The organism is Corynebacterium sp. Marseille-P8863 (assembly GCF_946902955.1).
GTDB lineage: Bacteria > Actinomycetota > Actinomycetes > Mycobacteriales > Mycobacteriaceae > Corynebacterium > Corynebacterium gottingense.
Map to the genome: position 1 here is coordinate 151,421 of NZ_CAMPQC010000003.1, position 23,925 is coordinate 175,345.

The following is a 23,925-nucleotide window of genomic DNA, read 5'->3' on the forward strand; positions in this document are numbered from 1 at the left end:
GCTATTCATAGCGCATTTAGGTTACATTGAAACGAAACTCCACGACGTCGCCGTCGACCATGACGTAATCCTTGCCCTCCTGGCGCACCTTGCCGTGGGCACGTGCCTCTGCCATGGAACCAAGCTCATCCAGGTCCTCGAAGGCGACGATCTCGGCCTTGATGAAGCCCTTCTCAAAGTCAGAGTGGATCACGCCGGCCGCCTGCGGGGCGGTGTCGCCCTTGTGGATGGTCCAGGCGCGCGCCTCCTTCGGACCGGCCGTGAGGTAGGTCTGCAAACCGAGGGTGTCAAAACCGGCCTTCGCCAGCGTCTGCAGGCCCGGCTCGTCCTGGCCGACGGCGGCGAGGAGTTCGGACGCGTCTTCGTCGTCAAGCTCCAAAAGCTCGGTCTCTGTCTGGGCGTCGAGGAAGACTGCGTCGGCGGGGGCAACGACGTCGCGCAGTTCCTGCTTGCGCGCGTCATCGGTCAGCACGTCCTCGTCGGAGTTGAACACGTAGAGGAAGGGCTTGGCCGTCATCAGGTGCAGGTGGTGCAGCAAGGAGAGATCGATTTCGCCGGTCTTGGAGGCGGCGAACAGCGTGCGGTCGCTTTCGAGCACGGCCTGGGCCTTCTTCGTCTCCTCGGCCTGCGCGGCGATGTCCTTGTCCTTGCGGCCGTCCTTTTCCAGGCGCGGCAGGGCCTTCTCAATGGTCTGCAGGTCAGCGAGGATCAGCTCGGTGTTGATCACGGCAATGTCGCTCGCGGGGTCGATCTTGCCGTCGACGTGGATCACGTTGTCGTCGCTAAACGCCCTGACCACCTGGCAGATCGCGTCCGCCTCGCGGATGTTGGCCAAGAAGGCGTTGCCCATCCCCTCGCCCTCGGAGGCACCCTTCACAATGCCGGCGATGTCCACGAAGGACACGGTCGCGGGCAGGATCCGCTCAGATTCAAAGATCTCGGCCAGGCGGTCCAGGCGCGGGTCCGGCAGCTCCACCAGACCCACGTTGGGCTCGATGGTGGCAAACGGGTAGTTGGCAGCAAGCACCTCGTTGCGCGTCAGGGCGTTGAAGAGGGTTGACTTACCAACGTTGGGCAGTCCGACGATTCCAAGTGTAAGGCTCACGTCGGCCTATCCTAGCCCACTTCGCCTCCTCCCCCGACACGCAGGGGGTGCGAGCGCTTTGGATGCGAGTGGGGCACAATAGTGCGGGTGAGTAGCAGCAAGGCAAACACCGAAACCGTCATCGACCCCCAGGACACCGCTGCGGTCGAACGGGAGGATCGCGTGGACCGCGGCGTGGTCATCAACTCGTGGGTCAAGGGCGCCGCGATGTTGACGCTGCGCCTGCTCATCATCGCCGTGTTCCTGTTCGCGTTGGGCAACCTCATCGGCGCATTCTGGGCCGGCGTCCTGCCGATCGTGCTGGCGCTGATCATCTGTACGGTCTTGGCCCCCATCGCGTCGTGGATGCGCAACGCGGGCCTGCCGTCCGGCCTCGCCGCGACGATCACCCTGCTGGGCTTTTTCGGCCTCCTCAGCGCAATTGCCCTGCTCATCGCCCCGGACATCGTCTCGCATTCCCGTGTCCTCTACCTGCAAGCCCTCGAAGGCATCCAGCGCATGCAGCTGTGGCTGCAGGGTCCGCCGCTCAACATGGACCCCGATGACCTCAGCCAGGCGATCAACGAGGTCGCCCAGTGGATGCAAAACCAGGCGGGCGCGATTGCCGGCGGCGTCTTCTCCGGCCTGGGCACCGCGGCGAGCCTCATGGTCTCGCTCATGGTCCTCCTCGTGCTGACCTTCTTCTTCCTCAAGGACGGGCACCGCTTCCTGCCGTGGGTACGCTCCGCCACGGGCGGTCGTACCGGCCTCCACGCCACCGAGCTACTCACGCGCGCCTGGAAGACACTGAGCGGTTTTATCGTCGCGCAGGCCATCGTCTCGCTCGTTGACTCCGTCTTCATCGGCCTCGGCATCTCCATCGTTGGCGTCCCGATGGCGTTCACGCTGGCCGTCATCACTTTCATCGCCGGCTTCATCCCCATCATCGGCGCGGTCACCGCGGGCGCCCTCGCCGTCCTCGTTGCCCTCGTCTCCCTGGGGTTCACCGAGGCCCTTATCGTCTTGGCCATCGTCTGCGCGGTCCAACAGCTCGAGGGCAACATCCTCTCCCCCATGCTGCAGTCGCGCGCCATGAACCTGCACCCGGTCATCGTCCTGGTCTCCGTCACCGTCGGCGGCGGCCTGTTCGGCCTCGTCGGCGGCTTCCTCGCCGTGCCCGCGGCCGCGATGATCGCGGTGTGCTACCGCTACGTCCTGGACATCCTGCGCATTCACTCCGGCGAGAAGTTCGCAGCCGAGCTCGACTTTGTCACCGAGGAAGGCCGCACCATCGCCGAGATCGAGGAGAAGGAGTCCGTCCACGAGCGCGCGGAGTGGCGCAAGGAGCGCCAGTGGACCGCCCCGCCGGTCGTCGAGGAGCTCGAGGCCGACGAGCCCCAGGGGTCGTCGAGCTGGAAGAAGCTTATCGACGCCCACGAAAACTCCCGATTCGCCAAAATGTTCGGAAATTCCGACTCGGAGGGCGAAACCAAGGACTAGGTGTTCGGTGCGTGTGGTTAACTCGGGCGCATGTCTACCGCCACCGCATTTCTCCTTCTGGCCACGGGCCTCCTCCTCGGCTTCATCGCGGGACTGTTTACTGGCATGAGCTGGCTCAGGCGCAACACCCCCACGCCCGCGCCGCCGACGGACCTGGCGCCCGTCGCCCGTGCACTTACCCAGCTCCAGGATCAGCTGGACCAGCTGGACAAGGACCAGGCCGTCGGCCGCAACACGCTGGCCAGCCAGGTGCAGGCGATCGGCCGCACCTCTGCCCGGCTGGGCGACCGCACTGATCAACTCATTAACGCCCTGCGCAGCCCGCAAACGCGCGGGCGGTGGGGCGAGATCCAGCTCCAGCGCGTCGTCGAGCTCGGCGGGATGGTGGAACACGTCGACTTTGACGTGCAGGCGCACCTGCGCGGCGGCATCGACACTCCAGGCGTCCGCCCCGACATGGTGATCCGGCTCTCGCAGGACCGCAACGTCGTGGTGGACGCAAAGGTGCCCTTCTCCTCGTACCTGGACGCACTGAACACGGAGGACCCGGAGGAGAAGCAGGCATACATGCGCCGGCACGCGCACTTGCTGCGCCGCCACGTGGACACCCTCTCATCTAAGTCCTATATCCAGGCGTTCCAGCCCACTCCGGAGTTTGTGGTCATGTTCGTGCCTGCGGACCCGTTCCTCGACGCAGGCCTGACCATCGACCCGGAACTTCTCGACTACGCGCTTGCGCGCGACGTGGTCATCGCCACCCCCACCACCCTGTTCGCGCTGCTGCGCACGGTAGCGCTCGGCTGGCGGCAAGACTCGGTCAATGAAAAGGCGAAGGAGATCCAGCGGCTCGGCGCGGAGCTGCACACTCGCCTGCGCGTGATGGGCGAGCACTACAACAAAGTGGGCGCCTCGCTGGACAAGGCCGTGGAAGCATATAACGCCACGCTGGCGTCGATGGACTCGCGCGTCATGGTGACCGCCCGGCGGCTGGAGGATATGGAGGTGCCCACGGGCCGCGCACACGCCGCGCCGCTCACGCCTGCCACATCGCGTCCGCGGCACGCTGCCGGGTAAACTGTGTCACCGTGTCTCACGTGATCCGGAATACCAACGCCCCGTCTGCACCCTTCCAGGGCCTGCCGACAGGCTCTGCCATTGGCATCCAGTTCGCAGCCCTCGTGACCGGAGCACTGCTGTGCACCATGATCGGCCAAATCGGTTGGCCGTTGCTGGCCTGCTTTGCCGTCGGGGTCATCCTGGTCACCACCGTCGTCGAGCCGAAGGGGCTCTTCCTCACCGTCGCGTCCGCGCCGATCATGTTTGTCATCGCCGTGTTGGCTACGGGGTACGTGCTCTCGCGCAGCCAGATCGCCAACGGAGGCACCTCCTCGCGCGCCGCACTACTCACGGTGTTTTACCCGCTCACGGAAGTGTTTCCCGCGCTGATCACCATCACCATCGGCGCAATCGTCATCGCGGTGGTCCGCTACAAATTGGTCGAGCGGCAAAACCGTGCGCGCGCTCGCTCCGAGAGTGCGGAGCGTCACCGCGTCGCAGAGAGCAACCAGCGCACCTCCGTGCAGAGCCGCCGCGCGCGCGAGCGCACCTCGAGCGTGTCCGTGCAGGAGCTGCTCAACCGCGCGAAGACCGAGCGCGAGAAAAACCCGCGCCTGCAGCGAACGCGGGGCGGGTTGAACGACAACCTCTACGACTAGCGTCTAGCTCGCGGAGTTTTCCTTCGTGCGCCGCGCACGCAGATCGCGGGGCAGCGCGAACGTGATGGTTTCCACCGTGGTGGTGACCTCCTCAACGTCGGTGTAGCCGCGCTCCGCGAGGAAGTCCACGACCTGGCCCACCAGGATCTCGGGGACGGACGCACCGGACGTGACACCGACGGTGTTCACGCCCTCGAGCCACGCCTCGTCAATCTGCGAGGCGTAATCCACCAGGTGCGAGTCTTTCGCACCGGCCTCCAGCGCCACCTCGACCAGGCGCTTGGAATTCGACGAGTTCTGCGAGCCGACCACCACAACCAGGTCTGAGTCCGCCGCGATCTTCTTCACTGCAGCCTGCCGGTTCTGGGTGGCGTAGCAAATGTCATCGCTCGGCGGGTCCTGCAGGTGCGGGAAGCGCTCCTTGAGCTTGGTCACGATCTCCATCGTCTCGTCCACGGACAGCGTGGTCTGGGAGAGCCACACCAGCTTCTGGTCCTGCAACGACTCCGGCAGGCTCTGCACACCCTCGACGCCGTCGACCAGGTGCGTCACCTCCGGTGCCTCACCAGCGGTGCCCTCGACCTCCTCGTGGCCCTCGTGGCCGACGAGCAGGATGTGGAAGCCGTCGCGGGCGAAGCGCTTCGCCTCGTTGTGCACCTTGGTCACCAGCGGGCACGACGCGTCAAGCGTGCGCAGGTTCAGGTTCGCGGCGGACTCACGCACCGCCGGCGAAATCCCGTGCGCGGAAAAGACAAGGTGTGCGCCCTCCGGCACCTCGTCGGTCTCATCAACAAAAATTACGCCGCGCTGCTCAAGGGTCTCCACAACGTACTTGTTGTGCACGATCTGTTTGCGCACGTAGACGGGCGCGCCGTACTTTTCCAGCGCCTTCTCCACCGTCTCTACCGCGCGATCCACCCCGGCGCAGTAGCCGCGAGGCGCAGCAAGAAGAACTTTTTTACCCTGATCAGTCATGGAACCGACAGTACCCAATCTGCGTCTAAAAGAATAGGCGGCTTCGCACGGCCCGGGGCGCTGCGTACGTGGCGACGGTGGCGTCGAGAAGCGCTCTGCCCGTGTGCCGTGCGAGTGCGCTGTGTAAGTTCGGCTTTGGAAGAAAGGAGAAAAGGTGGCAGAAACCGCGAAAGAGAAGACCACGCCCGAGGCGCCATGGTCAGTCTCCAAGCTCAACACCACCGTGAAGGGGTGGATCGAGCGGCTCGGGTGGCTGTGGGTTGAGGGGCAGCTGGCCCAGATCAACGCGAAGCCAACCTGGAAGCTGTCCTACCTGGTGCTGCGCGACACGCAGGAACAGGTCAGCGTACAGCTCACCGTCAACTCGGGCATGTTGCGCGACATGCCGACCCCGCTGAAGGAAGGCGACCGCGTTGTCGTGCGCGGCAAGCCTGCGTTCTACGCCGGGCGCGGCACGTTTTCTATGTGGGTCACGGAGATTCGCCACGTCGGTGAGGGTGAGCTGCTCGCGCGCATCGAGCAGCTGCGCAAGCGGCTCGCCGCGGAGGGGCTGTTCGACCCTGCCCGGAAGCAGCGGCTGCCGTACCTGCCCACCACGATCGGGCTGATCACCGGCAAGGGCTCGGCCGCGGAGCGCGACGTGCAGTCCGTGGCGCAGCAGCGCTGGCCTGCAGTGCAGTTCCGCACCATCAATACCCCGGTGCAAGGCGCGCTCGCGGTGCCCGCCGTTGTCGAGGCACTCGAGCAGCTGGACCGCAACCCGGACGTGGACGTGATCATCATCGCCCGCGGCGGCGGCTCGGTGGAGGACCTACTGCCCTTTTCGGAGGAGGCGCTCCAGCGCGCGGTCGCAGCCGCGCGCACTCCGGTGGTTTCCGCCATCGGCCACGAGCCGGACACGCCGGTGCTGGATAACGTCGCGGACCTGCGCGCGGCAACGCCCACCGATGCGGCCAAGCGCGTCGTGCCCGACGTGGCGCAGGAGCGCGCGCTCATCGCGGAGGCGCGCCAACGCTCCGCGGCTGCGCTGCGGGGGTGGGTGCGACGCGAGCGGGACAGTCTCGCTGCGGTGCGGAGTCGCCCCGCGATCGCGGACCCCATGTCCCCCATCACCAGGCGGCGCGACGAACTCGAACGCGCTCGCACGCAGATCCGCCGCGATGTGACGTACCTGTTGCAGCAGGAGCGCAGCGGCGTGGCGTCGTTACGCGCGCAGGTTGCGGCGCTCGGCCCCTCAGCGACACTTGCGCGCGGATACTCGATTGTTCAGGTCCTCCCCCGCGACGGCAGCGGACCGGACGTGGTCACCAGCATTGAACAGGCACCGCCCGGGGCGCAACTGCGCATCCGCGTGGGCGACGGCTCTATTACCGCGGCCTCGATGGCCAACACACCAGCAGATTAAAGGAGACACTATGGCAGACAACACTTTCGGCGCGGGCGAAGCCGGCGAGAACGCGTTCCCGGACCCGCAGAAACTCAGCTACGAGCAGGCCCGCGACGAGCTCATTGAGACGGTGAAAATTCTCGAGCTCGGCCAGATGAGCCTCGACGAGTCACTCAAGTACTGGGAGCGCGGCGAGGCGCTTGCCAAGCGGTGCGAGGTGCTTCTCGACGGAGCGTCGCAGCGCGTCGAAGCCGCCATCCAATCCCGCTCCGGGGACGGCGACGACGGCAACGCGTCCAATTAACTCTGCGCCGGCAGCGGTGCCGCGGTGAGCGCCGCCTCAATCAGCGCGCGGAACTCCTCCTCGGTGCCGGCGCCCGTGACGAGGAACCGCGACTGCCCGGCGTCGACGGCCCACAGGTCGCGCACGTCGTCGGACGCAGAGGTGTACACCTGCGCTTCCGTGCCGCCCACGTCAACGGAGCGCTGCAGCTCGCGCGGTTTCTGGTCGGCCCCCCGCACCGCCTTGTCCAGCGGGGCGCCCGTCTGCGTCAGCTGGAGGTAGCCCCCGTCGGCCGTGACCCAGCCGACGGTCGGCGCGGGCGCCTGTTCGATCATCGCGCGGCGGGCGGAGTTGGTCACCCAGCCCGCCGGCGCCTCGGGGTAGACCACCGGGAAATTCACGGAGCGGGCCTCCATGTCCAGGAACGTACGCGCGTCGACCTCCTGTACCGGCCCCTGCTCCGGCTTGCCGGGGTTGAAGGTGCACAGACCGGTCGCGCCGACCGCCACGAGCATGATCACCACGATCAGCACCATGTTGAGCGCGATGTTTCGTCCGTCCTGAAAGATGCGGGTGCTGCTGTTACTTGCCACGTAGGCCAGTATGGCACGCGGCGTGGTCCACCCCCGAATTTGTCAGCCGCCGCGGCCGCACCGACGCGCGGGCCGCGCATCCGCCCTGCTGGGGTGCATCTTCCCCCGAATTGGTGGAATTCGGTGCCGAAACCGGGCGCAAAAGTGCGACAATGAGACGGTGCGGTGTGGTGTCGGTTCACCCCCGTTGATGTTCGATGCATGTATTTACGCCCAGGAGGCCACATTTCGATGTCTGAATCGAAGTCCACAGAGTACTTCCCCGACCGCAACCTTGCGATGGAGCTCGTCCGCGTCACGGAGGCCGCAGCGCTGGCCTCGGGGCGCTGGGTTGGCCGCGGGAAGAAGAACGAGGGCGACGGCGCGGCCGTCGACGCGATGCGCAAGATGATCAACTCCGTGAGCATGGACGGCGTCATCGTCATCGGCGAGGGCGAGAAGGACGAGGCCCCCATGCTCTTCAACGGCGAGCAGGTGGGCAACGGCGAGGGCGCCCGCGTCGACCTGGCGGTGGACCCGGTCGACGGGACCCGCCTCATGGCGGAGGGCCGCCCGAACGCTATTTCCGTCATCGCCGCTGCGGATCGCGGGGCAATGTACAACCCGAAGGACGCGTTCTACATGAACAAGATTGCGGTCGGCCCGGAGGCCGCCGGCCACATCGACATCACCGCGTCTGTCGCCGACAACGTTCAGGCCGTCGCGAAGGCGAAGGGCGTGCGCCCGAATGAGGTCACGGTGGTCGTGTTGGACCGCCCGCGCCACAAGCAGCTTGTCGACGAAATCCGCGCCGCCGGTGCCAAAGTCCGCTTCATCATGGACGGCGACGTCGCAGGTGCGATCGCCGCCGCGCAAGACACCAACTCCATCGACATGGCCATGGGCATCGGCGGCACCCCGGAGGGCGTCATCACCGCGTGCGCGCTGAAGTGCCTCGGCGGCGACATCCAGGGCATGCTCGCACCGCAGTCCGAGGAGGAGCGCGAGAAGGTACTCGCCGCGGGCCACGACCTCGACCACGTGCTGACCATCGACGAGCTGGTCACCTCCGATAACTGCTACTTCGCCGCCACCGGCGTGACCAACGGCGACATGCTGCGCGGCGTGTCCTACCGCAGGAACGGCGCCACCACCCGCTCCCTGGTGATGCGCTCAAAGTCCGGCACGGTCCGCTACGTGGAGTCCCTGCACAAGCTGGCCAAGCTGCAGCAGTACTCCGTCGTCGACTACTCGGACCCCACCCACGAGTAGCGCCCCTCCCCCACATCGGGCGGTCGCGAACTGGGACGACCGCGCCCGGCGGGAAAAAGGGGCATAATCGTGAGCTCAAGAATATTGTGACCAACCACGCAAGTAAGTAAAGGACGTTAGTTATGGCAGAACAGCAGTACCGCATCGAGCATGACACTATGGGCGAGGTCAAGGTGCCTGTCGACGCCCTCTGGCGCGCCCAGACCCAGCGCGCCGTAGAGAACTTCCCCATCTCCGGCCGCGGCCTGGAAGACCAGCAGATCCGCGCTCTCGGCCTGCTCAAGGCTGCCTGCGCGCAGGTGAACAAGGACCTGGGCAAGCTGGACGCCGAGAAGGCGGACGCAATCATTGCCGCCGCGAAGGAGATCGCTGACGGCAAGCACAACGACCAGTTCCCCATCGACGTGTTCCAGACAGGCTCCGGTACCTCGTCCAACATGAATACCAACGAGGTCATCGCCTCCATCGCGAAGGCGAACGGCGTTGAGGTCCACCCGAACGACGACGTCAACATGGGCCAGTCCTCCAACGACACCTTCCCCACCGCGACCCACGTGGCGGCGACGGAAGCCGCGGTCCAGGACCTGATTCCGGGCCTCGAGGTCCTGCAGAAGTCCCTGGCCGCAAAGGCTGACGAGTGGCACGAGGTGGTCAAGTCCGGCCGCACCCACCTCATGGACGCCACCCCGGTGACCCTGGGCCAGGAGTTCTCCGGCTACGCCCGCCAGATCGAGCTGGGCATCCAGCGCGTCCAGGGCACTGTCGAGCGCCTCGGCGAGCTGGCCATCGGCGGCACGGCCGTCGGCACCGGCATCAACACGCCGGCCGAGTTCGGCGGCAAGGTCACCGAGGAGCTGAAGAAGCTCACCGGTGTTGACGCCCTGTCCGAGGCGGCCAACCACTTCGAGGCCCAGGCGAACCGCGACGCGCTCGTCGAGTTCTCCGGCGCGATGCGCTCCGTGGCCGTTTCCTTCTACAAGATCGCTAATGACATCCGCCTGATGGGCTCCGGCCCGCTCGCCGGCTTCGGCGAGATCCACCTGCCGGACCTGCAGCCGGGCTCCTCCATCATGCCGGGCAAGGTCAACCCCGTGCTGTGCGAGACCGCCACCCAGGTCTCCGCCCAGGTCATCGGCAACGACGCCGCGATCGCCTTCGGCGGCACCCAGGGCCAGTTCGAGCTCAACGTCTTCATCCCGATGATGGCGCGCAACGTCCTCGAGTCCTCGCGTCTGCTGGCCAACACGGCCCGCCAGTTTGCCACCAAGCTTGTCGACGGGATCGAGCCCGACGTCGAGCGCATGCGCGGCCTTGCCGAGTCCTCCCCGTCCATCGTGACCCCGCTGAACTCCGCGATTGGTTACGAAAACGCGGCGAAGGTGGCCAAGCACGCGATCAAGGAGGGCATCACCATCCGCCAGGCCGTGATCGACCTCGGCTTCGTCGATGGCGAGAAGCTCACCGAAGAGGAGCTGGACAAGCGCCTCGACGTGCTCTCGATGGCCAACACCGATCGCAACTAATCGGCCCCGCCGGTTAGGATAAGTCCCCAGTATCACTACCGAGCTGGGGACTTTTTCATGCCTGATTCCTTTTCCGAGCTGCGCCACGCGGGCGGCTCCAACAAGCCGTGGGTCGCCGGCGGCGTCTTCGCGCTCGCGCTCGCCCTCATCGGCGTCGCGCTCGCCGCCGCGTACTGGTCAAGCAACCCGCACAACAATTCCGTCCCGGCCACGGTTACCGTCACCGCGCAGCCGTCCGCGCCCGGCCCGGACCTCGCCCCGGCGGGCACCTACTCCGGCACCTTCGTCCGCCTCGCGGAGACCACCGATGGTGCGAATACGCTATCGTGGCCGGTCGTCGCCACGTTCGGCGGCGGCACGGCGACCGTCACCTACCCAAACAGCGGGTGCAGTGCGCTTATCGACGCCACGCTCCACCATCACCCACTCACCGACAAGTGCGAGACCGCGAACGGCGCCGACGCGCGCTGGGAGGTTGCCGTGCCCGACAACGGGCTCGTCGAGCTCACCTACCTTGAGGACGACCAGCGGATCGCCGGCGGCACTCTCTCAATCGGGTTTGACCGGGCATAAACAGACGATTTGCCAAACTTTGCACTGAGCGTAAGATTGCACTCCGTGCAAAATTCACAGTCTTCCGCAAACGCGTGGGAGGTGAAGCGACAGCGCACCAGGCGGCGCATCTTTGAAGCGGCTATGGACCTGGTCGAGGCACACGGAATCGACAACACGACCGTCGAGGACATCTGCCAAGCCGCCGACATCTCCCGGCGCACCTTTTTCAACTACATGGACTCCAAGGACCACGCAATCCTTGGAGCATTCCCCTTCGATCTCACCGAAGACGGACTCGAGGCCATCGCGTCAACGCCCTCGGACAACCTTGTCGCGCTCATCATCGAGTCGCTCGAGGAGCACCCCGAGGCCGCAGACCAAGAGCACCTCGCCCGTCGGCGCAAGCTACTCCACCAGCACGTGGAGCTTGAGAGCGCCGCGATGGTTCGCAAAAGGGAGGCAATGAAGGCATTGTGGCGTGCCGTCGATAAGCACTTTGCACAACATCCGCAAGACCGAAAGCTCGACGGACCGGTCGAGGAAGAAATCCACGCAGTTGTGGAGATCTTCTTCTTCGCCGTCTCCCGCTATCTCCACCTTCCGGAACGACCGGAAGGCACCCTGAAAGCCAACCTGCTGCGCGCAGGCGCCATGTTTACTGAGTTTACAAAGGAACTGAAATGGAACAATCCGGTAACTCCGGCGTAACAACCGGGAGCACCGTCGTTGAAGGCGGTGCAAAGCAACACATTGGACTGATTTTCACGGCCCTCCTGCTCACCATGCTGATGAGCTCCATGGGCCAGATGATCTTCTCCACCGCCCTGCCGACCATCGTCGGCGAACTCGGCGGCGTTGACCACATGAGCTGGGTCATCTCCGCGTTCCTCATCACCATGACCATCGCGATGCCGATCAACGGCAAGTTTGGCGACGGCCTGGGACGCAAGTGGTTTTACGTCGGCTCGATCGGCCTCTTCGTCATCGGCTCCGCCCTGGGCGGCTTCGCGCACACCATGACGCTGCTTATCATCGGCCGCGCCGTGCAGGGCCTTGGTGCCGGCGGCATGATGGTGAACTCGCAATCCATCATCGCCGAGGTCGTCCCCGCCCGCGAACGCGGCAAGTACATGGGCGTTATGGGCGCCATGTTCGGCGTCGCCTCCGTGCTCGGCCCTGTCCTGGGCGGCTGGTTCACCGACGGCCCGGGCTGGCGCTGGGGCCTGTGGATGAACATCCCGCTCGGCATTCTGGCCATGCTGGTTTCTGCCTCCGTCCTTCGCCTGCGCAAGGGTTCCGAGGGCCCGCTTAACGCCGACTGGCTCGGCATGGTGCTGATGATTATCGGCACCACCAGCCTGATCCTCACCACCACATGGGGCGGTACCCAGTACGAGTGGGGCAGCACGACCATCCTGACCACGATCGCTATCGCCGTGGTTGCCATCGTCGCATTCGTCTTCGTTGAGCTGCGTGCGAAGAACCCGATGATCCCGATGGGCCTGTTCAAGAACCGGAACATGGCGCTCACCACCGCCGCCGGCACGGTGCTCGGGATGGCAATGGTCGGCGCACTCGCCTACCTGCCCACCTACCTGCAGATGGTGCACGAGATGACCCCGACGAACGCGGGTCTCATGATGATTCCGATGGTGCTGGGCATGCTGGGCACCGGCATGACCGTCGGCTTTGTCATCTCTCGCACCGGCCGCTACAAGATGTACCCGCTGGTGGGTATGGCCATCACCGCCGTCGGCATGTTCCTCTTCTCCCGCCTCACCGTCGAGACCTCGCTGGTCATGCTGGGCATCTACATGTTCATCTTCGGCTTCGGCCTCGGCCTGGTCATGCAGGTGCTGGTCCTGATCGTGCAGAACTCCTTCCCGGTTGCCATGGTCGGCACCGCGACGGCGACGAACAACTTTTTCCGCCAGCTCGGTTCCTCCATCGGCGCCTCCCTGGTTGGCTCGCTGTTCATCCACAACATGCGCACCCACATGGAGGAGCGCATGCCTGAGGCGATGGCACAGCTGCCGCCCGAGCAGGCGCAGGCGATCGGCCAGCAGTTCAGCGGCGGCAGCAGCAACCTCACGCCGCACCAGGTGGCGCAGCTGCCCGACGCGATCCGCGAGGTCGTGCTGACCAGCTACAACGACGGCCTCACCCCGGTCTTCCTGATGATCGTACCGCTCGCCGTCATCGCCTTCCTCCTGCTCATCCCGATCACTGAGGATCCGCTGAAGGAAACTGTGGACTAGGAAGAGCCACTGACCAACACAAAGGAGCCACCCTGGCACTCGCCAGGGTGGCTCCTTTTCTGCGTTCTTCGGACCTACTTTTCGTCGGGCTTTGGCAGCAGCAGCTCGTATATGTCGGAGTCGCGCCACTCGCCGGCGCGCTCGCCGTACGTCATCTTCGCCATGTGGTGGAAGGTGCCGATCTTTTCAAACCCGCGGGAGATGTGCAGGCCCGCGGAGCCGGTGTTCTCCGGGAAGATCCACGAGTGAATCGACCACTTGTCCAGCGCAACGCAGGTCTCGATCAGCTTGTCCAGCAGCGCGCCGGACACGCCCATGCCGCGCGAATCGGGGTGCGTGTAGATCGAATCCTCAACCACGCCATGGAACACGCTTCGCGACGACGCCTTCGCCGCGGCAACCCAACCGAGCACCTTGTCGTCGTCAAGCGCATCAACGGCGACGAAAACGGTCTCGATGATCTTACCGCGGGAGAACGCCTCCCACGTCTGCCCCTTCGTCTCGTAGGTGGCGTTTCCAGTGCTCAAGCCCATCTCATAGATCTCACGGACCTGCGGGTAGTCCTCAGGGCGGATCGGACGAATATTAAAACCGTTTTTGGCCATGCGCACTATTGTCATGGCCTTCGAAGTAGCGCGCAAACCGCGCACGAAAAACGCCCCACCACCAGGGTTTTCCTGGTAATGGGGCGCGAGCTATAGCGTAACGCTACGCCAGACTAGTGCTGGTTGATGATCGGGCCGAACTCGCCGTTGTCGCCGCGGGTCCACTCGATGGTGCCGTGCTCGAACTCCTGGATCCAGCCAGACTCGGACGGCAGCGGGGTCTCCGCCTCGAGCGGGAAGCCGAGGGTCTCGGCGTGGTTGCCGTTGATCCACTCGTTCGCAATCTCGCCCCAGATCGGCGCGCCGCCGGTGTTCTCGTTCCAGGTGACGTAGTGCTCGCCGTCGTAGGAGACGATCCAGCCGTTCGCGGTCTCCTCGATGGAAGCCGGCTCGCCCCATGCCGGGTCGGCGTACTTATCGATGGCCGCCGCCAGATCGTTCGGGACCATCGCGGTCTCGCCGTCCGCGGTAGCGATTTCGGTGGTGTCACCCTCAGCGCCGGCAGCAGCGCCCGCGCCTGCAGCGCCCTCGGCACCCTCAGCGCCGTCTTCGCCCTCAGCGCCAGCGGTCTCGGTGGCGGTAGCGGTCTCGGTCGCGGTCTCCTCGACCACGGTGGTGCCGTTCTCGCTGTCGCCCTCGTCGGAGGAGCAAGCGACCAGGCCGGTGGCCAGGGTCAGCGCAGCTGCGGAAGCGACGATCTTGCGGGAGATGCTCATAAACAAAACCTTTCGTTGTGTCGTTTACGTGACGTGACCATTATGCAAGCTATACATTCCCACGCCGTTTTACCCCACCCGAACGGGGGTAACATCTCCCGCTCCCCTTGCAGAATCCTGCACCATCCCCATGGATAGCAAACAAAAAGTGTGCACATCCCGCACTAGTTCCGTCCGCGCCGCCTTCCCCGTCCACGCGGCTGGATCGCTTTCCCCTTCTTCCGCTTCTTGTGGCTCTTATGGCTCTTCTGGGCCGCGTTGGCGCGCGAGGACCGCACCGAGCGCCCCTTGGTGATCCCCACGAAGTCCTGGATCGCGTCGCAGTCGTCGTCCTTGCGCCACACCAGCGCGATCGGCGTCGGCGCGACCGATGGTCCCGCCACCTCGAGCGGCACGACCTGCTTCTTCGATAGGTGCTTGAGCAACGGCAGCGGTCCGTACGCCACACCGACGTTCGCGGCGACGACCTGCAGCGCTTCGCGCAGCGCGTCTACGTCGGGCCGGTGCGAAAACGGCAGGTTGACGTACTCATCGGCGAGGTCCGATTCCGCGACCTGCTCCCCCACCTCCGCGTACACGGAGTCCTTGGGCACGGCGACCCCGGGGGCTTCCTCGTAGAGGCGGACCATGTGGAAGTCTTCGCTCGCGGCGTCGAGGCGCGGGTCCGGGAGGCGGAGCAAGGCGACGGTGGGTGGGGACGAGGGGGCGTCGATAAGCACTGCCCAGGGGTCGGCGGCATCGATGGCCTCGACGGAGTCCCCCGTGGCCTCCTGATAGCGCCGGATCCATTTGCTGGGCGCGGAACCTGTGACGAAGACGAGGGAGAGCATGCCCAGAATGCTACCGTGTGCAGCATGAGCAATGAGACGCCGTCCAGCACGGCCATGAAGCCGGAAACCGCCGCGAAGAAGCTCGGTGTGTATCTGCCCGCCACCCCGCAGGAGTTTCAGGACGGGTCGGTTACCCATGCTGAGCTGCGAGAGCTCCAGCAGAATCCACCCGAGTGGCTGCAGGAGCTGCGCCACAACGGGCCGCACCCCCGCCCCGAGGTCGCCCGCAAGCTGGGCATTTCCATCACCGCGCTGAAGAAGCACGAGATGGACCGCCCGCTGACCTCCAAGGAGATCAGCGAGCTGCTGGCAGACCAGCCGGAGTGGCTGCGCGAGGCCCGCGCGGCGCACGCCGAGCAGCGCAGCGACAACTAGCGCCCTAGAGCATCTTCCAGTCTTCGAGGCCCGGGTAGAGCGGGTACTTCTCCGCCAGTGCGTCGACGCGCGCGTGCAGGGCCTCGGTGTCGGCAGCCTCGCCCTTGATCAGGGCCTCCGCAATAATCTCTGCGACCTCGGTGAAGTCCTCCTTGCCAAAGCCGCGGGTGGCCAGCGCGGAGGTGCCGATGCGCAGGCCGGAGGTGACCTTCGGCGGGCGCGGGTCGAACGGCACAGCGTTGCGGTTCACGGTAATGCCCGCGCTGTGCAGCAGGTCCTCCGCCTGCTGGCCGTCCATCTTGGAGTTGCGCAGGTCCACGAGGACCAGGTGCACGTCGGTGCCGCCGGAGACGACGTCCACGCCGGCCTCTTTCGCATCCGGTTGGGTGAGGCGGTCGGCGAGGATGCGCGCGCCCTCGATGGTGCGCTCCTGACGGTCCTTGAACTCCGGCATGCCGGCGATCTTGAACGCGGTCGCCTTGGCCGCCACCACATGCATCAGCGGGCCGCCCTGCTGGCCGGGGAAGACCGCGGAGTTGAGCTTCTTGTTCAGGTCCTCGTCGTTGGTGAGGATGAAGCCGGAGCGCGGGCCGCCGATGGTCTTGTGCACCGTGGAGGACACGACGTGGGCGTGCGGCACCGGCGACGGGTGCAGCCCGGCGGCAACCAGGCCCGCAAAGTGCGCCATGTCGACCCACAGGTACGCGCCGACTTCGTCCGCGATGGAGCGGAACTCGGCGAAATCCTCGTGGCGTGGGTAGGCGGACCAACCGGCGATGATCACCTTCGGCTTGACCTCGCGCGCCTGCTCGCGCAGCTTCGCCATGTCGATGGTGTGGGTGTCCTGCTCCACCTCGTAGGCCGCGACGTTGTAAAGACGACCGGAGAAGTTGATCTTCATGCCGTGGGTGAGGTGGCCGCCGTGCGCCAGGCTGAGTCCCAGGATCGTATCGCCCGGCTCCGCCAGCGCCATGAGGACGGCGGCGTTAGCCTGCGCGCCGGAGTGCGGCTGCACGTTGGCAAACTTCGCGCCGAAGACCTGCTTTGCGCGCTCCTGGGCCAGTTCCTCCACCACGTCGACGTGCTCGCAGCCGCCGTAGTAGCGCTTGCCCGGGTAGCCCTCGGCGTACTTGTTGGTCAGCACAGAGCCCTGTGCCTGCAGGACGGCGCGCGGCACGAAGTTCTCGGACGCGATCATCTCCAGGGTGTTGCGCTGCCGGCTCAGCTCGTTGACGATGGCCTCGTGTACTTCGGGGTCGAAGGTGGCGAGGTCCTGGTAACGGAAGTCTTCAGACACGTGCTCCGGGTCCTTTCAATGGTTCAAGATTCGATGGCAAAATCCCCGCAGCGCGGTGACTTTCTAGCAGTATAAACGCCACCCCACACCCACGGGGGCAACTTCCAGCCCTCTTCAAGCCCTCTTCAAGCCCTGCCCTGAGCGCGAGCAGTGTTCCAGCGAGTGGAACAATGGGGCCCATGGCTCAAGGTGTACGGGGAGCGGACTCAAGCCCCTATCTGGACTTCCACCGCCAGGATTGGCGCGAGCGCCGCGCGACGATGCCGCAGGTGCTCACCGCCGAGGAGGCGGAGAAGCTCAGCGGTATCGGCGAAAACCTTGACTTGCAGGAGGTCGAGGACATCTACCTCCCCTTATCGCGTCTCATCCACCTCCAGGTCCGCGCCCGCCAGAAGCTCACCAACGCCACCGAGACCTTCATCGGCGGCGACCCCGGCCACGTCCCATTCATCATCGGCCTGGCCGGTTCGGTGGCCGTGGGCAAGTCGACCACTGCGCGCGTGCTCCAACTCCTGCTGCAGCGCTGGGAGTCGCACCCCCGCGTGGACCTGATCACCACGGACGGGTTCCTCTACCCCACCGAGGTCCTCCAGGAGCGCAACCTCATGTCGCGCAAGGGCTTCCCGGAATCCTACGATCGCCGCAACCTCATGCGCTTTGTCACTGAGGTCAAGTCCGGCCAGCCCGTGGTCAAGGCGCCCATCTACTCGCACACGGCGTACAACATCCTGCCCGGTGAGTACATCGAGGTCCGCCAGCCCGACATCCTCATCCTCGAGGGCCTCAACGTCCTCCAGACCGGCCCCACGCTCATGGTCTCGGATCTGTTCGACTTCTCAATCTACGTGGATGCCTCGGTCGAGCACATCGAGCACTGGTACATCTCGCGCTTTCTCAAGCTGCGCCACACCGCGTTCCGCGAGCCGGGCGCCCACTTCGCCGACTACGCCCAGCTTGATGATGCCCAGGCGACCCACCGCGCCCGCGAAATCTGGCAGACCATCAACCTGCCGAACCTGGTGGAAAACATCTTGCCCACGCGCCCCCGCGCCTCGCTTGTGCTGCGCAAGGGCTTCGACCACACGGTGCAGCGCGTACGCATGCGCAAGCTGTAGCGCTTGTCAGCGCCCCCTACTTCCCGAACCGACGCGACCGCTGGGAGTACTCGCGCAGCGCGCGCAGGAAGTCGATCTTGCGGAACGCGGGCCAGTACGTATCCGTAAACCAGATTTCGGAGTAGGCGGCCTGCCAGAGCAGGAACCCGGACAGCCGCTGCTCGCCCGAGGTGCGGATGACCAGGTCGGGGTCCGGCTGACCCGACGTATAGAGGTGCTCCCCGATCGAGTCCACCGTGACCGCCTCGGCCAGCGCGTCCGTCGTGGTGCCGCGGGCGGCTTCGTCCCGGATGAGTGAACGCACCGCGTCCACGATTTCCTGGCGCCCGCCGTAGCCGACGGCGATGTTGACGGTCAGCCCCGCCTTCCCCGTGGTTGACTCCGCGGAGCGCTGCATGCGCTCCACCACGTCCGGCGGCAGCAGGTCAAGGTGGCCGACGAGGCGCACGCGGCACGAATAGTGTTCCGTCGCGAGGTCCTCGATCACGTCAGAGATGATGTCAAAAAGCAGCTCCACCTCTTCGGAGGTGCGCTGGAGGTTCTCCGTGGAGAGCAGGTAGAGCGTGACCACGTCAACGTCCATTTCCGCGGACCAGCGCACCAGCTCGCCGATCTTCGCGCCGCCCGCCCGGTGCCCCTGGGAGATGTCGGTCAGCCCGGCCTCGCGCGCCCACCGACGGTTCCCGTCCGCCATCACAGCGATATGCTTGGGCCGCTTCTTGCCGCGCAGCTCGCGCTTCAAGCGCAGCTCGTACAGCGGGTACAGCATCTTCTCCAGCAACGTCACAGTCCTCACTCTACTCATGTGGCGCGCCCGCGCTTAGAAAATACGCTTCTTCCCGAGGTCCAGCACGCCGGCCTCGCGCATCGCGGCGTCCAGCGCCTCCTGGTCGAACGGGTCGATCCCGTGCGCCTCGGCGAACTGCTGGCGGCGCCGGAACCGCGAGTAGCGGCGGTGGAAGGCAAACCCGAGCGAGAGGATCACTACGGCCAACACCACCAGGATGAGCAGGCCGATTGGCGATGCCTTGCCAAAGTCCGGCCCCACCGGGGTCTCCGCGGGCGCCTGCGCGAGCACGTAGCTCGACGCGTTCACCGCGGACGCGGTCAACGATGCTGTGAACCCAATGCTCATTTCGCGGCCTCCTCCTCGATTCCGGCGAACAGGTCGTCCTCCGGCAAGTGCGTTTTCACCCTGGTCTGCGCAAGCTCGAACTCCTCGGTGGGCCAGGCGTCTCGCTGGTCCTGCACCGAGCTGGCCAAAAACGCGCCGGCCGGGTCGATCTGGGTGGCGTGCGCGGTGAGCGCCGCCTCGCGCTGCGCGAAGTACTCGCCGCACTCCACCTGCGTGGTCACGCGGCTCATCACGTCGGCCTGGTTCTGCTCCCAGCGCGCAATCATCAGCTCGTACGGGCTCGGCTTGCCCTGCGCGTAGAGTCGCTCCTGCAGCAGACGCATCCGCTGCAGGATAAACCCGTGGCTGTAATACAGCTTCAGCGGCGTCCACGGCTCGCCCGCCTCGGGCGCAAACTCCGGATCGCCCGCCTTTTCCCAGGCCAGCATGGAAATCGTGTGCACCATGATGTGGTCCGGGTGCGGGTAGCCACCGTTTTCGTCGTAGGTGATAATGACGTGCGGGCGGAATGCGCGTATCGACGCCACCAGCTTGGCCGCCACCGCCTCCGGATCCTGCACGGCGAACGACCCCTCTGGCAACGGGGGCAGCGGGTCCCCTTCCGGCAGCCCGGAGTCCTGGTAGCCCATCCACTCGTGCTCAACGCCGAGTGCGTCAACCGCGCGGGCCATCTCCTGCTCGCGAACCTGGATGAGGTTGTCCAGCACCCCCGGGCGATCCATAGCTGGGTTCAAAATGTCGCCCCGGCGGCCGTCAGTGCAGGTGACCACCTTGACGCGATTGCCTTCCGCCGCGTACTTCGCCATCGTCGCCGCGCCCTTAGACGATTCGTCGTCCGGGTGTGCGTGGATTGCCATCAGCCGCAAACCAGTCACGAGAACTCCAACTTTTGTAGGGGGCAGTGCTTCAACTCCGGCCCATCTTAGTACCATCAAGTGCGAAGCAATCGTTCGCTCCCGCGCCGCTAACCCAGAAGGAGAGGTCGCCGCCGTGTCCACTACCTCGAATGCACCCGCAGCACCAGGCAACGGCGGTACTTCGCGGACGCGGTACGGAGGGGGCACGGGGGCGTCGACAAGCAAACTGCCCGGGCGCATCATGGCGATCGCTGCGGTGCTGCTGGTGGGTTTTGCCATTTTTGCCGTGGCACGCGTGATGAGCGAGCGGTCCGCGCAGCCGATCAGCGCAGATTTCATTTCGCAGGAGAAGGTCGATGACTCGACCTCGCGGCTGTGGATCGACGTGACCCGCGAAGATACTGACGTGCCGTCCTATTGCATCGTCACCGCGGTGGACTACCACCACGCGGAGATCGGTCGCCGTGAAGTGGTCATCCCCGCGGGGGGCGAGGAAATGGAGCGACTCGCCGTTAACATGCCGGTGCGCGGCGATCTCGCGTCGGGGCGCGTCTACGGGTGCTCGGAGAAGATTCCGGACTATATGGACGCGGAAAGCGCCTACTACGCGGCCCGGTAGCCTGCGGGCAGTGTGTTAAGATCCGCCTGTATATTTGTACGAGTATGACCACGTAATCCGTCGGACTGGGCCCGGCCTGGGAAACAGGCGGGCTCGTTTTTGACGTATGAGGGAAGGGTTTTCCGCATGGCTGAGACGCAAAAGCAGTACATCACCCCGGAAATGAAGGACAAGCTCGAGGCAGAGCTGCAGCAGCTGATTGATAACCGCCCGGTGATCGCTGCTGAGATCAACGAGCGCCGCGAGGAGGGCGACCTCAAGGAGAACGCGGGCTACGACGCGGCTCGTGAGCAGCAGGACCAGGAAGAGGCCCGCATCAAGCAGATCTCCGAACTGCTGGCCAACTCCACCACCGAGCGCACTGGCGTCATCGAGGGCGTCGCGCACGTCGGTTCCGTCGTGCACGTGTACTACAACGGCGACGAGAACGATAAGGAGACCTTCCTCATCGGTACCCGCGCTGCATCCACCGACAACAAGGACCTGGAGACCTACTCCGAGAACTCCCCGCTTGGCGCAGCCGTCGTCGGCGCCTCCGAGGGCGATACGCGCAAGTACACCGCGCCGAACGGCCGCGAGATTTCGGTGACGATTCTCTCCGCGGAGCCGTATGATTCTGTTAAGGCTTCCACGCCGCGCGACTAGTACCACTAGCACGCAGCCTCATCCCCGCTTTATTGCACGCTCTTAGAACTAACTGAAGGATCAAACCTGTGATTTCCGTTTCCCGTAAGGCCGCGGCCGGCATGCTCGCCGTGGCAGCAGTTTCCCTCTCCGCCTGCCACCCGCCGCACCAGGTTGACTCCGCCGAGAAGGTCGACACGGCGAAGAGCCAGGACCCGGATTCGCTGGCTTCCTACGGCGCGACCCCGTCCGGCACCGCAGCTGCATCCGGCACCGCTACCGCGTCTGGCACCGCATCCGCGCAGCCGACCACTATCACGGCCTCTGACGGCACCCCCACCATCGCCAACTGCGGCGCCGTCGAGCTGGAGCGCCCGACCGAGCTGGTGCTGGATTGCACCGACCAGGGCAACCTGCTGCGCGACATCGTCTGGGATTCCTGGGAGGCCGACGCCGCTACCGGCACCGGCACCCGCGTGGCCCCGGGCCAGGAGCCGGAGGACATCGCCGTCTCCCTGTCCGAACCGGAGGTTGTCAACGGCGTACTGGCCTACACCACGATCACCGTGGACGGCGCGCAGGTGTACCCGGAGCGCGACATGTAAGTTCGCCCCGCCTCAGGGCACGCGAAACGCGCCCGGCCCGCAACCTTGATTCCTTGCAAGGTGCGGGCCGGGCGCGTTTGGTATTCAGTGATTAATCATCATTGAAGATGGACAGGAAGCGCAGAATCTCGGTGTAGAGCCAGATGAGCGTCACTGCCAGGCCGAGGGCGACGCCCCATGCCTCCTTTGCCGGCGCACCGGAACGCACCAGCTTGTCGGCCAGGTCGAAGTCCTGCAGGAAGGACAGCGAGGCGATCACGATGCAGACGAGGCTGAAGATGATGGCCATCACGCCGTCACCACGCAGCGGGTTGATACCGGTGAACATGGCGAGCAGGAAGTTGCCCAGCGCGAGGATGGCGACACCAAAGATCATGCCGGTCAGTGCGCGGTTGAAGCGCGGGGTGACGCGGATCGCGCCAGTGCGGTAGACAAACAGCATGCCGATAAACACGCCGATCGTGCCCAGGATTGCCTGGAAGATGAGCTCACCGGCCGTCCCGCCGATGAGGAAGGAGAAGCCGCCGACAAACAGGCCTTCAAACGCCGCGTAGAGCAGCGTGACGGTCGGCGAGCCAAAGCTCTTGGAAAACGAGTGGACCAGCACAGTGATGAACGCGGCGATACCGCCGACGAACGTCAGGATCATGCCGATGCCTTGGTTCACGCCCATGCACAGGGCGAAATTCACCGCGGCGAACGCGACGATCACCGCGAGGGTGATGCCGGTCTTCGACACAATGTCATCCACCGTCATCGGGCGCTGTGAGTCCTGCGGGGCCCGCGGGGCCTCAGTCTGGACGCCACCGTAGGGGGTGTGCTCGTTGCTCCCGTATCCGTAGCCCTGCTGCTGGGCCTGGGGCAAGTTCTTCAGTACCGGATTGCTACTTCGCATCTGGTTTCCATTCCTTTCCTTGTCCATCGTCCGTGTCACCTTATGTAACGCCCCACCTTCCCAGATAGTTCCCATCCGCGTATGAAGCTCGCGGCACACGGGCCTAAAGTGTGAGTATGCATCTGCCCGAATGGGGCGCGCCGGAGCTGTTTTCCCGCGCCCACCAGCAACGGTTTCGCCCCGCCGCGGTAGGCGACGCCGTGCGCGAGCGGCTGCTCGAGCTCACGGGGGATGCGCACCCGTTTGCTGCGCAGTACGGGGACGTGGAAATCCTGGCCTTTCGGATCAGCCACCCGGTGGACCACTACCTGTTCAGCACGTTCGGTCTGGCGCCGGTGCGCTCCTCGCTCCCGCTCGCCGGCACGCACACCGAGCTGACGCTCCGGGTTCCCGCAGCCGGCGCGCCGCTTCCCCCGGGTTGGCCCGCGGCGGTGCTGGGCCGGTTGGTCCGCCACATCCGGAGGACTGGCCGCCCCATCGAGCCCGGCCACTACTTCGACTTCCACGCGCCGGTCGCAGATGGCGCGCGGCTTTCCGCGTTCAGCTTCGTCGCGGACCCGCTGCTTGGCGTCGTCGATTCGCGCCTGGCCGTGGTCCGCTTCACCTACGCCGTGGGATTGACCGCGCGCGACCTCGAGGACGCGCTGGCGTGGGACCCGCTGAAGTTCACGGGCGTACTCGGAGACACGTTCCCCCTCGGGCTGAGCGATCCGGCGCGCGCGGACGTAGCCACGCACCGCGCCGCCCGCCGCATTGTCACCGCGGCCACCGCCCGCGAGGGATCGACCGTGGGCGCCGTCGAGTCGCGGCTGCTCGGTGTCGAGGGCACCGGGCGTATCGACGTCTCCGTCGACGGCGCCCGCGCGATCCTACGCGCCATGCGCCACCGCCTCCCCTTCGGCAGGCCTTTCGCCCTGGTCGCAGGTCGTAACTGGCTGCTGTTCGACCCCGACCTCCCAGGAGCCATCACTGCAGAGGAGGACGGCCTGCGCGTGCCCACCTCCCCGGACGTGCGCAACGAAATCCTGGCCAAACTGGACGCGGAACCGGGGACGTACTGGTTCGTCACCGCCCCGCTCGAGTTGCACGTCGTGGATACGCAGCGCTAAACCGCACGAGCATCGGTGC

27 protein-coding genes are annotated in these 23,925 nt (G+C 65.5%); 16 read left to right on the forward strand and 11 right to left on the reverse strand.

Features of this window, described 5'->3' with window-relative positions:
- Positions 1-16: 16 nt before the first annotated feature.
- On the reverse strand, positions 17-1,105 hold the full coding sequence (gene ychF, locus OVO38_RS03030) for a redox-regulated ATPase YchF (protein WP_095276806.1): 1,089 nt from the start codon (positions 1,103-1,105) through the stop codon (positions 17-19).
- A gap of 81 nt (positions 1,106-1,186) precedes the next feature.
- Between ychF and OVO38_RS03035 the strand changes: the two genes are divergently transcribed.
- Genes OVO38_RS03035 through OVO38_RS03045 form a run of 3 tightly spaced genes read left to right on the forward strand, consistent with a single transcriptional unit; the run spans position 1,187 to position 4,299 of the window.
- On the forward strand, positions 1,187-2,584 hold the full coding sequence (locus OVO38_RS03035) for an AI-2E family transporter (RefSeq protein ID WP_416358564.1): 1,398 nt from the start codon (positions 1,187-1,189) through the stop codon (positions 2,582-2,584).
- A 30-nt stretch (positions 2,585-2,614) separates the two neighbouring features.
- The gene (locus OVO38_RS03040) at positions 2,615-3,658 is read left to right on the forward strand and encodes a DNA recombination protein RmuC (protein WP_267207731.1); all 1,044 of its coding nucleotides are present in this window, start codon (positions 2,615-2,617) and stop codon (positions 3,656-3,658) included.
- A gap of 11 nt (positions 3,659-3,669) precedes the next feature.
- Positions 3,670-4,299 (forward strand): DUF6542 domain-containing protein, encoded by a 630-nt coding sequence (locus OVO38_RS03045; protein ID WP_267207732.1) that lies wholly within the window; start codon positions 3,670-3,672, stop codon positions 4,297-4,299.
- Positions 4,300-4,302: 3 nt separating this feature from the next.
- On the opposite strand, the gene OVO38_RS03050 is transcribed toward OVO38_RS03045, so the two are convergent.
- Positions 4,303-5,274: a 4-hydroxy-3-methylbut-2-enyl diphosphate reductase gene (locus tag OVO38_RS03050; protein ID WP_095276810.1), complete on the reverse strand. Its 972-nt coding sequence runs from the start codon at positions 5,272-5,274 to the stop codon at positions 4,303-4,305.
- A gap of 154 nt (positions 5,275-5,428) precedes the next feature.
- Here OVO38_RS03050 and xseA point away from each other — a divergent pair, with 154 nt between their 5' ends.
- Positions 5,429-6,679: an exodeoxyribonuclease VII large subunit gene (gene xseA / locus OVO38_RS03055; protein WP_267207733.1), complete on the forward strand. Its 1,251-nt coding sequence runs from the start codon at positions 5,429-5,431 to the stop codon at positions 6,677-6,679.
- Between the two features lie 10 nt (positions 6,680-6,689).
- A complete protein-coding gene (locus OVO38_RS03060; protein WP_267207734.1) occupies positions 6,690-6,965 on the forward strand; it encodes an exodeoxyribonuclease VII small subunit in 276 nt (91 codons plus the stop codon).
- Here the strand turns inward: OVO38_RS03060 and OVO38_RS03065 are convergent.
- Positions 6,962-7,537, reverse strand: a complete 576-nt coding sequence (locus OVO38_RS03065; protein ID WP_095276816.1) for a DUF4245 domain-containing protein — start codon at positions 7,535-7,537, stop codon at positions 6,962-6,964. The genes OVO38_RS03060 and OVO38_RS03065 overlap by 4 nt on opposite strands.
- Before the next feature lie 231 nt (positions 7,538-7,768).
- Between OVO38_RS03065 and glpX the strand changes: the two genes are divergently transcribed.
- The 5 genes from glpX (at position 7,769) to OVO38_RS03090 (ending at position 13,124) form a co-directional block, all read left to right on the forward strand.
- Positions 7,769-8,788 (forward strand): class II fructose-bisphosphatase, encoded by a 1,020-nt coding sequence (gene glpX, locus OVO38_RS03070; RefSeq protein WP_122084830.1) that lies wholly within the window; start codon positions 7,769-7,771, stop codon positions 8,786-8,788.
- Between the two features lie 122 nt (positions 8,789-8,910).
- Positions 8,911-10,311 carry a class II fumarate hydratase gene (locus OVO38_RS03075; protein WP_095537666.1) on the forward strand — a complete coding sequence of 467 codons (1,401 nt, stop codon included), beginning with the start codon at positions 8,911-8,913 and terminating at the stop codon, positions 10,309-10,311.
- 57 nt (positions 10,312-10,368) lie between these two features.
- Complete coding sequence (locus OVO38_RS03080) at positions 10,369-10,884, forward strand: hypothetical protein (protein ID WP_095276822.1); 516 nt, start codon at positions 10,369-10,371, stop codon at positions 10,882-10,884.
- A gap of 45 nt (positions 10,885-10,929) precedes the next feature.
- Complete coding sequence (locus tag OVO38_RS03085; protein WP_133064045.1) at positions 10,930-11,574, forward strand: TetR/AcrR family transcriptional regulator; 645 nt, start codon at positions 10,930-10,932, stop codon at positions 11,572-11,574.
- On the forward strand, positions 11,547-13,124 hold the full coding sequence (locus OVO38_RS03090; RefSeq protein ID WP_095276826.1) for an MDR family MFS transporter: 1,578 nt from the start codon (positions 11,547-11,549) through the stop codon (positions 13,122-13,124). The genes OVO38_RS03085 and OVO38_RS03090 overlap by 28 nt, the downstream gene beginning before the upstream one ends.
- 74 nt (positions 13,125-13,198) lie before the next feature.
- On the opposite strand, the gene OVO38_RS03095 is transcribed toward OVO38_RS03090, so the two are convergent.
- From OVO38_RS03095 to OVO38_RS03105, 3 genes are all read right to left on the reverse strand, one after another.
- A complete protein-coding gene (locus OVO38_RS03095) occupies positions 13,199-13,729 on the reverse strand; it encodes a GNAT family N-acetyltransferase (protein WP_095276829.1) in 531 nt (176 codons plus the stop codon).
- Positions 13,730-13,842: 113 nt separating this feature from the next.
- A complete protein-coding gene (locus OVO38_RS03100) occupies positions 13,843-14,445 on the reverse strand; it encodes an LGFP repeat-containing protein (protein WP_095276831.1) in 603 nt (200 codons plus the stop codon).
- 164 nt (positions 14,446-14,609) lie between these two features.
- Positions 14,610-15,275, reverse strand: a complete 666-nt coding sequence (locus OVO38_RS03105) for a LysR family transcriptional regulator (protein ID WP_095276833.1) — start codon at positions 15,273-15,275, stop codon at positions 14,610-14,612.
- Between the two features lie 24 nt (positions 15,276-15,299).
- On the opposite strand from OVO38_RS03105, the gene OVO38_RS03110 reads away from it, so the two are divergent.
- Positions 15,300-15,650, forward strand: coding sequence for a DUF5997 family protein (locus OVO38_RS03110; RefSeq protein ID WP_095535677.1), 351 nt, complete (start codon positions 15,300-15,302; stop codon positions 15,648-15,650).
- A 4-nt stretch (positions 15,651-15,654) separates the two neighbouring features.
- Here the strand turns inward: OVO38_RS03110 and glyA are convergent, their stop codons facing one another.
- The gene (glyA, locus tag OVO38_RS03115; RefSeq protein ID WP_095276837.1) at positions 15,655-16,947 is read right to left on the reverse strand and encodes a serine hydroxymethyltransferase; all 1,293 of its coding nucleotides are present in this window, start codon (positions 16,945-16,947) and stop codon (positions 15,655-15,657) included.
- A gap of 179 nt (positions 16,948-17,126) precedes the next feature.
- Between glyA and coaA the strand changes: the two genes are divergently transcribed.
- On the forward strand, positions 17,127-18,062 hold the full coding sequence (coaA, locus tag OVO38_RS03120) for a type I pantothenate kinase (protein WP_233125438.1): 936 nt from the start codon (positions 17,127-17,129) through the stop codon (positions 18,060-18,062).
- Between the two features lie 16 nt (positions 18,063-18,078).
- Here coaA and OVO38_RS03125 read toward each other — a convergent pair whose 3' ends face one another.
- Genes OVO38_RS03125 through mca form a run of 3 tightly spaced genes read right to left on the reverse strand, consistent with a single transcriptional unit; the run spans position 18,079 to position 20,054 of the window.
- Positions 18,079-18,867 carry an isoprenyl transferase gene (locus tag OVO38_RS03125; protein WP_267207735.1) on the reverse strand — a complete coding sequence of 263 codons (789 nt, stop codon included), beginning with the start codon at positions 18,865-18,867 and terminating at the stop codon, positions 18,079-18,081.
- A gap of 15 nt (positions 18,868-18,882) precedes the next feature.
- Positions 18,883-19,197 carry a hypothetical protein gene (locus tag OVO38_RS03130; protein WP_095535680.1) on the reverse strand — a complete coding sequence of 105 codons (315 nt, stop codon included), beginning with the start codon at positions 19,195-19,197 and terminating at the stop codon, positions 18,883-18,885.
- Positions 19,194-20,054 (reverse strand): mycothiol conjugate amidase Mca, encoded by an 861-nt coding sequence (mca, locus tag OVO38_RS03135; RefSeq protein ID WP_095535681.1) that lies wholly within the window; start codon positions 20,052-20,054, stop codon positions 19,194-19,196. The genes OVO38_RS03130 and mca overlap by 4 nt, the downstream gene beginning before the upstream one ends.
- Before the next feature lie 133 nt (positions 20,055-20,187).
- Here mca and OVO38_RS03140 point away from each other — a divergent pair, with 133 nt between their 5' ends.
- From OVO38_RS03140 to OVO38_RS03150, 3 genes are all read left to right on the forward strand, one after another.
- Positions 20,188-20,673 (forward strand): DUF4307 domain-containing protein, encoded by a 486-nt coding sequence (locus OVO38_RS03140; protein ID WP_244213318.1) that lies wholly within the window; start codon positions 20,188-20,190, stop codon positions 20,671-20,673.
- Between the two features lie 126 nt (positions 20,674-20,799).
- Positions 20,800-21,318 (forward strand): transcription elongation factor GreA, encoded by a 519-nt coding sequence (gene greA, locus OVO38_RS03145; RefSeq protein ID WP_095276849.1) that lies wholly within the window; start codon positions 20,800-20,802, stop codon positions 21,316-21,318.
- A gap of 68 nt (positions 21,319-21,386) precedes the next feature.
- Positions 21,387-21,902: a hypothetical protein gene (locus OVO38_RS03150; protein WP_095548445.1), complete on the forward strand. Its 516-nt coding sequence runs from the start codon at positions 21,387-21,389 to the stop codon at positions 21,900-21,902.
- A 91-nt stretch (positions 21,903-21,993) separates the two neighbouring features.
- Here OVO38_RS03150 and OVO38_RS03155 read toward each other — a convergent pair whose 3' ends face one another.
- Positions 21,994-22,797, reverse strand: a complete 804-nt coding sequence (locus tag OVO38_RS03155; RefSeq protein WP_095548446.1) for a Bax inhibitor-1/YccA family membrane protein — start codon at positions 22,795-22,797, stop codon at positions 21,994-21,996.
- A 116-nt stretch (positions 22,798-22,913) separates the two neighbouring features.
- Here OVO38_RS03155 and OVO38_RS03160 point away from each other — a divergent pair, with 116 nt between their 5' ends.
- Positions 22,914-23,906, forward strand: coding sequence for a suppressor of fused domain protein (locus tag OVO38_RS03160; RefSeq protein WP_267207736.1), 993 nt, complete (start codon positions 22,914-22,916; stop codon positions 23,904-23,906).
- Positions 23,907-23,925 lie beyond the last annotated feature (19 nt).